Annotated in this window: 9 protein-coding genes; 7 read left to right on the forward strand and 2 right to left on the reverse strand. The window is 72.7% G+C overall.

The window, feature by feature from the left end; all coding sequences use genetic code 11:
• The coding region (locus ACTWPW_RS61665) for a zinc-binding dehydrogenase (protein WP_443174648.1) at positions 1–417 on the forward strand (417 nt) is incomplete at its 5' end.
• A gap of 74 nt (positions 418–491) precedes the next feature.
• Entirely contained in the window at positions 492–1,601 is a 1,110-nt protein-coding gene (locus ACTWPW_RS61670; protein WP_443174649.1) for a Gfo/Idh/MocA family protein, read from the forward strand.
• A 240-nt stretch (positions 1,602–1,841) separates the two neighbouring features.
• Here ACTWPW_RS61670 and ACTWPW_RS61675 read toward each other — a convergent pair whose 3' ends face one another.
• The gene (locus ACTWPW_RS61675; RefSeq protein WP_443174650.1) at positions 1,842–2,321 is read right to left on the reverse strand and encodes a MarR family winged helix-turn-helix transcriptional regulator; all 480 of its coding nucleotides are present in this window, start codon (positions 2,319–2,321) and stop codon (positions 1,842–1,844) included.
• A 76-nt stretch (positions 2,322–2,397) separates the two neighbouring features.
• Here ACTWPW_RS61675 and ACTWPW_RS61680 point away from each other — a divergent pair, with 76 nt between their 5' ends.
• From ACTWPW_RS61680 to ACTWPW_RS61690, 3 genes are all read left to right on the forward strand, one after another.
• Positions 2,398–2,865: a nitroreductase/quinone reductase family protein gene (locus tag ACTWPW_RS61680; RefSeq protein ID WP_443174651.1), complete on the forward strand. Its 468-nt coding sequence runs from the start codon at positions 2,398–2,400 to the stop codon at positions 2,863–2,865.
• Positions 2,866–3,141: 276 nt separating this feature from the next.
• Complete coding sequence (locus ACTWPW_RS61685; RefSeq protein WP_443174652.1) at positions 3,142–4,188, forward strand: DUF418 domain-containing protein; 1,047 nt, start codon at positions 3,142–3,144, stop codon at positions 4,186–4,188.
• A 143-nt stretch (positions 4,189–4,331) separates the two neighbouring features.
• Positions 4,332–6,620: a polysaccharide lyase 8 family protein gene (locus tag ACTWPW_RS61690; RefSeq protein WP_375112710.1), complete on the forward strand. Its 2,289-nt coding sequence runs from the start codon at positions 4,332–4,334 to the stop codon at positions 6,618–6,620.
• A 130-nt stretch (positions 6,621–6,750) separates the two neighbouring features.
• On the opposite strand, the gene ACTWPW_RS61695 is transcribed toward ACTWPW_RS61690, so the two are convergent.
• Positions 6,751–7,347: a helix-turn-helix domain-containing protein gene (locus ACTWPW_RS61695; protein ID WP_375112709.1), complete on the reverse strand. Its 597-nt coding sequence runs from the start codon at positions 7,345–7,347 to the stop codon at positions 6,751–6,753.
• Between the two features lie 97 nt (positions 7,348–7,444).
• On the opposite strand from ACTWPW_RS61695, the gene ACTWPW_RS61700 reads away from it, so the two are divergent.
• On the forward strand, positions 7,445–8,080 hold the full coding sequence (locus ACTWPW_RS61700) for a class I SAM-dependent methyltransferase (RefSeq protein ID WP_443174653.1): 636 nt from the start codon (positions 7,445–7,447) through the stop codon (positions 8,078–8,080).
• Positions 8,081–8,149: 69 nt separating this feature from the next.
• The coding region (locus ACTWPW_RS61705; RefSeq protein WP_443174654.1) for an MFS transporter at positions 8,150–8,524 on the forward strand (375 nt) is incomplete at its 3' end.

The raw sequence follows: 8,524 nt of genomic DNA on the forward strand, positions 1-8,524 counted from the left end.
TACGCCGCCCCTGCCGACCGCGACTTGGTTCGTTCTTGGGGCGCGGATTTGTTGGTCGCCAGGGGCGGCGACGTGGCCACGCGGTTCCGCGCGGTCGTGCCCGCCGGAGTGCACGCTCTGGCCGACGCCGCGCTCATCGGTGCCCCGCTCGCGGCCGCGGTCCGCGACGGCGGCGGCATCGCCGCCTTCCGCGGCACGGCCGCCTTCGGCCCGCCCGAACGCGGGCTCGGCTACCACCAGGTCTACGTCCCCGACTACGGCGGCAGACCCGACAAGCTCGACGCGTTGCGCCGCCTGGCGGAGACCGGTGCGCTGGCCATGCGCGTGGCGGGCACGTTCCCGCCCGAGCAGGCTGCCGAGGCTCACCGCCGCTTCGAGGCCGGAGGCGTCCGGGGGCGGCTGGTCCTGCAGTTCTGACCCACCCCACCAACCGCATCACCTCCCGGCACACCCGTTCGCCACCGGCGACCGGCCATCACCAAAGGAGCATCATGAAGATCGGCGTCGGCATCATCGGGGCGAGCATCGGCGGCTGGGCGGCCATCAGCCATGTCCCCGCGCTCAAGGCCCTCCCGGACTACGAGTTGCGCGCCATCAGCACCTCACGCCGCGAGTCCGCCGAACGGGCCGCCAAGGAGTTCGACGTCCCGGCGGCCTTCGACGACCCCGCCGACCTGGTCGCCCACCCCGGCGTGGATCTGGTGGTGGTGTCGGTCAAGGTGCCCCACCACCACGCGCTGATCTCCGCGGCGCTGGCGGCGGGGAAGATGGTCTACAGCGAGTGGCCCCTCGGCGTCGGCACCGACGAGGCGGCCGACCTGGCCGCCCGAGCCGAGGCCGCAGGGGTCCGTACGGTGATCGGGCTGCAGGGCGGCTTCCTCCCGGCGATCCGCCACACCCGTGACCTGGTCGCGGACGGCTACGTCGGGAAGGTGCTCGGCACGACGCTGGTCGGATCGGGACTGTCCTGGAGCCCCGTGACCGACCGCGCGCACGCCTACCTCTACGACGCCACCGCCGGCGCGACGCTCCTGACGGCGTCGGCCCTGCACGCCCTGGAGGCGGTCAACGTCGTGCTCGGCGAGCTCACCGGCATCTCGGCCAACCTGGTACACAGCCTCACACAGGCACAGGTGATCGACGAGGGCTCCACCATCCAGGTGACGGTGGCCGACCAGGTATCCGTCACGGGCACCTTCCGCAGCGGTGCCGCCCTCTCCCTGTTCTACCGGGGCGGCTTCTCCCGCGGCGACAACTTCCACTGGGAGATCAACGGCACCGACGGCGACCTGGTCCTGACCGCCCCCGGCATCAACGGCAACCTCCAGGCTCTGGACCTGCGACTGCAGGGCGGCCGAGGCGATGCCCAGACGCTCACCGACATCGCCCTCCCCGACAGCCGCTTCCATCCGGCCCCGCGCGACCTGCCCGCAACGGCGCAGGGCGTAGCCCAGGTGTACGCGCACTTCGGGCGGGACCTGCGTGAGGGAACGCACACCGTGCCCGGCTTCGACCATGCCCTGCGGCGACACCGGCTCATCGACACGATCGAGCGGGCCTCCCGCACGGGAACCACCCAGACACCGGCCCCGGCGGCATAGGCGCGCCGCCTGGGCGTTCTTCGTCGCATGGAACACATCACCATGACACCACCGGCCGGGCGTGCCCCGGTCGAACCGGGCGAACCGGGCGAACCGAGCTCCCAGGTCGCCGACCGCGTCATGCAGCTCGTCGGGGGCGTCGGCAGCCCCGAGGCCCAGGTGCACGCCACCCGCCTGGTGGCGCGCCTGTGGCCCGCCAGCTGGCATCGAGCTGACCGACGCGTCGCCGGCCGCGCAGGTTCAGCAGTGGCCGGGGCCGCACCCGGCGACGATCTCGGCCATCGCGCGGCGGAAGCGCGTACGATCCTCCTCCGCCAGTGGCGTGAGGAGACGCTCCATCTCCGCCCGCATCTCGGTGTAGAACGCGACGGCCGCTCGGCGGCCCTCGTCGGTCAGCGTCACCTGGACGGCCCGGCGGTCCCCGGGCACGGACGACCGCAGGGCCAGGCCGCGCCGTTCGGCCCGGTTCATCAGCCCGGTGAGCGCGGCTTTCTCCACCCCGAAGCAGCCGGCCAGCTCCGCCATGCCCCTGGGGCCGTCGAGCAGCACGCACAGGAGCCTCGCCTGGACGGGGGTCAGCTCGTGGCGCTCGGACACGCGCTGGTAGACCGCCTGGACCAGGCCGCTGAGCCGGACCAGCCCGGTGGCCGCGTCCATCGGTGCGCCGTCCGGGCCGGCGCCCCATCCCTCCAGCGTGGTCTCCCGCCCCGTGTTGTTCACCCCCATACTGTATATGGCGAATATAGTTAATTATGCGTACAGTACGCTTAGTTAACTTTTCGCCCTTGGAGGCCTCATGAGCTTCGACACCCCCGTCGGAACCCGCGGCGCCCGGCTGCCGGCCGGACGGCTGTTCCGATGGTTCAACAAGCTGGCCGCGCGGCGGATCCGCCGCAAGGGCGGCCAGATGATGGGCCTCGACGCCCTGGTCCTCACCACCGTCGGCGCCAAGAGCGGGCTGGAGCGCATCACGCCTGTGGGCTGGTTCCCCGGTGACGGCGGCAGCTGGCTGATCGTGGCCTCGGCGGCCGGGGCGGCAGGCAACCCGTCCTGGTACTACAACCTCGCCGCCCACCCCGACCAGGTCCGCATCGAGGTCGACGGCCGCACGGTGGAGGTGGTCGCCGAGCAGCTCCACGGGGCGGAGCGCACGGAGGCCTGGCAGCGGATCACCAAGGCGTCGCCCAGGTTCGCGCAGTACCAGGAGAAGACCGACCGGCAACTGCCGGTCATCCGCCTGCGTCAGAAGCACTCCCAGGCCTGACGCCCCCACTCGACCTGCGGCGCCGAGCCCTACGGGGTTCGGTCCGGGGTGGCTCGGTATGCGGCGGCGAAGGGCAGCGAAGGGGATCTCGGCCTCGGACCCGACCCTGACCACGTGCATGCCGTCGGCGATGGCGGCCGTGTGGTCGAGCAGCGCCGTGTTGCCGATCCCGGCCCCACAGCGTCCGCGCCGAACCGGCCGAAAGTACGGTCGCCTAGCGCGGGACCCGACTTGTGGCCGATAACGGCACCGGGCCGCGGCCACAGGATGAGGCCCATGCCCTACGAAGATCACGCCCCGGGACTGGACGCCGGCGATCCCCGTACCCCCTCCGCCCCGCGCCGCGGCGACGGCCCGGCAGGCCCCGGCCGGCCGCGGATCGCCGCGCTCGACGTCCTGCGCGGGTTCACGCTGTGCGAGATCCTGCTCGCCAACATCCAGCTGATCGCCAACGGCGGCACCGCCGTCGCGACGCAGCCCATGGGGGCCTGGGACCCCTGGCTCGGGCTCCCGACCTTCTCCCTGCTGTTCGGCATCGGGTTCTCGCTGCTGCTGGACTCCGCCGCGAGCCGCGTCCCGCGCCCGCGGCTGGTCCTGCTGCGCCGGCTCGCGGCGCTGCTCGCGATCGGACTCGTGCACATGCTGCTGTGGCCGGGCGAGATCCTGACCAAGTACGCCGTCGTCGGCATGCTGGTGCTGCTGCCCTCGACCTGGCTGCCGCGGTGGGCCGTGGCCGGTCTCGCCGCCGTGCTCGTCCCGGCGGCGCTGCTCTTCGGCGGGGGCGGGCCGCTGCTCATCGCCGGGTTGTTCCTGCTGGGCTCGGCGCTGGTCCGCTACGGGGTGGTGGAGCGGATCGAGCGGTCCACCCGAGGGCCGCTCCTGCTGGGCCTGGCCTTCGCGGCGGGGACGGCCTGTGCCCGGTGGGTCCAGGTCGGCGCGCAGGCCGGGGCGGACGCGGCGCAGCCGTCCTTCACCTCCGGCTTGGCCGACCTGCTGCTCGCCGGCGCGTACGTGTGCGCCCTGCTGGTGCTGCTCAGAACGCCGCTGCGACCGGTGCTGCGGGTGGTCTTCGCGCCGCTGGGCCGGATGGCGCTGACCGGCTACCTGACCGCCACCGTCCTCGTCCTGGCCGCCGGTCACCTCCTCGGCCTGCCGATCGGCCGGTCCCTGACGGCGGCGTACCTGACCGCGGGAGCCATCCTCGCAGCCCAGTGGCTGTTCTCCACCCTCTGGCTGCGCCGCTACCGCCAAGGCCCCTTCGAGTGGCTCTGGCGCTGGGCCACGTGGGCCCGCCGCCCTGCCCCGCGCGCCGCCGCCGGCTGATCAGGCCGGGCTGTCGCCGACGGAGACGGGTGCCGCGAGGCTCCCGGGGGACCGGCCTACCGTCGTGGAGGCGAAATAGTCCACTCACCTACCGACATATGATCTTTTCGATTGATATTTGCCCGACTGTCGGAAAGGCCTCCATGACCCACCAGCTCAGTCGGCGGTCCGCCCTGCTGGGTGCCGCGACCGTGGCCGGTCTCGCCCTGTGGGACAAGCCGGCCGAGGCGGCCGGCGCCGCCGCGTTCGACGCCGCGCGTGAGCGATGGGTGAGCCTGCTGGCCGGTGGGTCGTACGACGCCGCGTACGCCGCCAAGACGGAGGCGGTCGAGGGCTCGGCCAACGCGGTGCTGCGCAAGCTGAAGCCCACCGCCGGCCGCCCGAGCCTGTGGCCCGACCTGCCGCTCGAGGACCCCAGGACGGGCAATTTCAACCGCGCCTACAACCGCATGCGCACCCTGGCGCTGGGCTGGGCCACGCCGGGCACCGCCATGCACCGCGACGGGCGGGTCGCCGAGACCGCGGTCAGGGCGCTGGACTTCCTGTACGAGCACGCCTACCACGAGGGGCTCGACCGGCGGGGCAGCAACTGGTACTGGTGGGAGATCGGCGTCCCCCGCGCGCTGACCGACACCTGCGCCCTGCTCTACGACGGCCTGCCCAAGGACCGCCTCGACCGCTGGCTGCGCCCGTTGCGCCGCTGGTGCCCCAACCCGGAGCGCCGCGTCAGCCACCCCGGCGTCGTCGAGACGGGCGCCAACCGGGCGAGCAAGGCCATGGCGGTGGCGATGCGCGGACTGCTCACCCACGACGCCCGCCTCATCAAGCGGGCCAAGAACGCGGTCTCCGACCTGCTGCGGCCGACCAGGGGCCCGGGCGACGGCTTCTACCGCGACGGGTCGTTCATCCAGCACGACGTGTACCCCTACAACGGCAGCTACGGCGTGGACTACCTGGAGAGCGTGGCCGAGCTGATCGCCATGCTCGCGGGGTCGCCGTGGGAGATCACGGGGATCGGGAACGTCTACGACCTCGTGGATCGCTCGTTCACGCCGTTCATCTTCGACGGGCTGATGATGGACTGCGTACGCGGCCGGCAGATCTCGGTGCAGGGCCACCGCGACTACCACTCGGGGCAGAAGGCCGTCGAGGCCATCCTCACCCTGCTGCAGGCGGCGCCCGAGCCCTATGCCCGGCGCTGGCGGCCGCTGGTGAAGGGCTGGCTCACCCGGAACCAGGTGATCCCGTACGACACGCTCGCACCGCTGGGGAGCATCGCGGGGGCCAGGGCCCTGCTGGCGGACCCGTCGGTGCCGGTCGGCCCGCGCACGACGGGCACGTACGTCTTCGCCGACATGGACCGCGTCGTGCACCGCCGTCCCACCTGGGCGTACGCGATCGCGATGAGCTCGGAGCGCATCGGCGCGGCCGAGGCCATGAACCGGGAGAACCTGCACGGCTGGTACACCGGCGACGGCATGACCTACCTCTACACCGGCGACCTCACCCACTGGAACGACGACCTGTGGCCCACGATCGACCCGTACCGGCTGCCGGGCACGACGGTCGACACCCGCAGGCGCGCCGAGCTCAAGCACGGCAAGCGCCGCCTGCCCCCCACGCCGTGGGCGGGCGGCGTGGCCCTCGACGGCGAGTACGGCGTGGCCGCCATGAAGCTGATCGCCGACGGCTCCTCGCTGCGGGCCAAGAAGGCGTGGTTCCTGCTCGACGACGCGGTGATCGCCCTCGGCACCGGCATCGCCGCCTCCGACGGCCGCCGCGTCGAGACCATCGTGGAGAACCGCAACACCCACGACCGGCATCCGCCGCTGACCCAGGGCGACGGCTGGGTCCACCTGTCCGGGGTGGCCGGATACGCGCTGCTCGACGGCGCGGACGCGAAGGTGATCCGCAAGAAGCGCACCGGCCGCTGGCGGGACATCGACAAGGGTGCCACCACCGGAGGCGACGGGACCCCCGTCACCAGGCACTACACGACGATCCTGGTCGACCACGGCGTCGATCCGCGCAAGGCGCGCTACGCCTATGCCGTGCTGCCCGACGCCTCCGTCACCCAGACCGCGGCCTACCGCGGGCGGGTGGAGATCCTCGCCAACTCCGGGGCGGTGCAGGCCATCTCGCGCGACAGCGTGCTCGCCGCCGTCTTCTGGCGCGCGGCGACGGTCGAGACCGCGGACGGCCCGCTCGCCGCCGACGGCCCGTGCACGCTGCTGGTCCGCCGCGACTGCCGGCAGGTACGGCTCGCGGTCTCCGACCCGTCCAGGACCGCCGACGAGGTGAAGATCACGCTGCCCTGGCCGGTGAAATCGGTCAAGGAGAGCGACCGCAGCGTGCGCAAGGCCAAGGAAGCGGTCAAGGTGGAGGTCGGGGGCAGCCGCGGGCACGCCCACACCGCGGTGGTGCACCTCTGAACCCGCGGACCAGGTAGCAGCCGGCCGAGGCCTCGCAGACCGTCGAGGAGGACCGTGGTGGGCTGCGGCCGGAGTGACGCGCCGCGAGCCGGATGAGGCGATCGCGCCTCGCCCGGCCCGACGGTGGGTGCTACTCGGGCGGGCCCTGCCTCGGCGCCGCCCGGACGTGCGTCCGTTCGCCTTGCTTGCCGATGAGGCTCAGGAACTCGACGGGACCGGCGCCGGTGGCCCCGAACCAGTGGGGAGTGCGCGTGTCGAACTCCGCGGCCTCCCCGGGCCTGAGGATGAGGTCGTGCTCGCCGAGGACGAGGCGGAGCGTTCCGTTGAGGACGTAGACCCAGTCGTAACCCTCATGGGTGCGCAGGTCGGGTTCGGCGTCGTCGGTTCCGGCCGGGAGGACGAACTTGTAGGCCTGGATCCCGCCGGGCCTCCGGGTCAGCGGCAGGATGACCGACCCGTCGCCGCACGGGATGGGCCGCAGGTTGACGCGGGGGTCGCCGGTCGGCGGCGCATCGACGAGCTCGTCGAGCGTGACCCCGTATACGCGGGCGAGCGGGAGCAACTGCTCGAGCGTGGGACGCCGCAGGCCCGCCTCCAGCCGGGACAGGGTGCTGGTGGAGATGCCGGTCTCCGCCGCGAGGTCGGCGAGCGTGACGTCCCGGTGCAGCCGAAGGCGTTTCAATCGCGGCCCGACGGCGTCAAGGGTGCGATCCGTGGCTTCGTCCATCCCGCCATTTTGCCATTCGGCAACAAGGTTTGCACCTCCGCCTTCTCCATCAGCACCATGGCGAACGAAACGCGCGAACGAGGAGGACGGACAACCCATGACGTACGGATTCGACAAGGACTTCTGGGAACGGCACTGGCAACAGGGACGAGCCGGGGACACCGGGTCCATGGGCGGCAACCCGCCGAACCCGTACCTCGCTCGTGAGACCGGCGGCCTGGCACCGGGCACGGCACTGGACGCGGGCTGCGGCGGCGGCGCGGAGGCGATCTGGCTCGCCTCCCGCGGCTGGCAGGTCACCGCGGCCGACATCTCGTCCGAGGCCCTTGCCCGCGCCGCCGAGCGCGCGGCGGCGAGCGGAGCCGGCGAGCGCTTGCGGTGGGTCGAGGCGGATCTGAGCGTCTGGACCCCAGGCGCCCGGTTCGACCTGGTCATGACCCACTACGCCCACCCGGCGATGCCCCAGCTGGAGTTCTACGACCGCATCGCCGGATGGGTGGCTCCCGGCGGCACGCTGCTCGTCGTGGGGCACCTGCACGCCCACGGCTCCACCGGCCACGGGCACCACCCTCCCGCCGAGGCGTCGGCCACCGCCGCGTCCATCACCGCGCGTCTCGACGGCACGGAGTGGGAGATCGTCACCGCCGAAGAGCACGTGCGCACGCTCACCGGCCACGGGGGCCGAGCGGCTCCCCTCCACGACGTCGTCGTGCGCGCCACCCGCCGCCCGTAGTCACACCGTCCGGCAGCGCCGGGGCCACGGCTCCGGCGCCGGTCCCCCTGCCCTCTCGAAAGGAATCCCATGAGCACGAGCCGGTCCGCAGACGCGGCAGCCCCCGACCCGACCGTCCAGGACCCACGACTACGGCGGACGATCCTGGTCGCGGTCTGCGTCGCGCTCATGGCGGTCATCGCTTCGGTGTCCGGGCTGAACGTCGCCCAACCCGAGCTCACCGCCGCCTTCGACGCCTCGCAGACCGAGGTCCTGTGGTTCATCAACAGCTACACCATCACGCTGGCCGCGTTGCTGCTGCCGCTCGGCGCGCTGGGCGACCGGTGGGGCCGCAGGCCGGTGCTGCTCGCCGGCCTGGTCGTCTTCGGCACGGCGAATGCGGCGGCCGGCCTTGCCACGTCGTCCGAGATCATGCTCGCCGCCCGCTTCCTGGCCGGCGTGGGA

It is taken from the genome of Nonomuraea sp. KM90, from assembly GCF_052246675.1.
Taxonomy (GTDB): domain Bacteria; phylum Actinomycetota; class Actinomycetes; order Streptosporangiales; family Streptosporangiaceae; genus Nonomuraea.

Coding starts and splice junctions, on each gene's coding strand:
- ACTWPW_RS61690 (WP_375112710.1), top strand. CDS start 4,332: ATGACCCACCAGCTCAGTCGGCGGTCCGCCCTGCTGGGTGCCGCGACC.
- ACTWPW_RS61670 (WP_443174649.1), top strand. CDS start 492: ATGAAGATCGGCGTCGGCATCATCGGGGCGAGCATCGGCGGCTGGGCG.
- ACTWPW_RS61700 (WP_443174653.1), top strand. CDS start 7,445: ATGACGTACGGATTCGACAAGGACTTCTGGGAACGGCACTGGCAACAG.
- ACTWPW_RS61680 (WP_443174651.1), top strand. CDS start 2,398: ATGAGCTTCGACACCCCCGTCGGAACCCGCGGCGCCCGGCTGCCGGCC.
- ACTWPW_RS61695 (WP_375112709.1), bottom strand. CDS start 7,347: ATGGACGAAGCCACGGATCGCACCCTTGACGCCGTCGGGCCGCGATTG.
- ACTWPW_RS61685 (WP_443174652.1), top strand. CDS start 3,142: ATGCCCTACGAAGATCACGCCCCGGGACTGGACGCCGGCGATCCCCGT.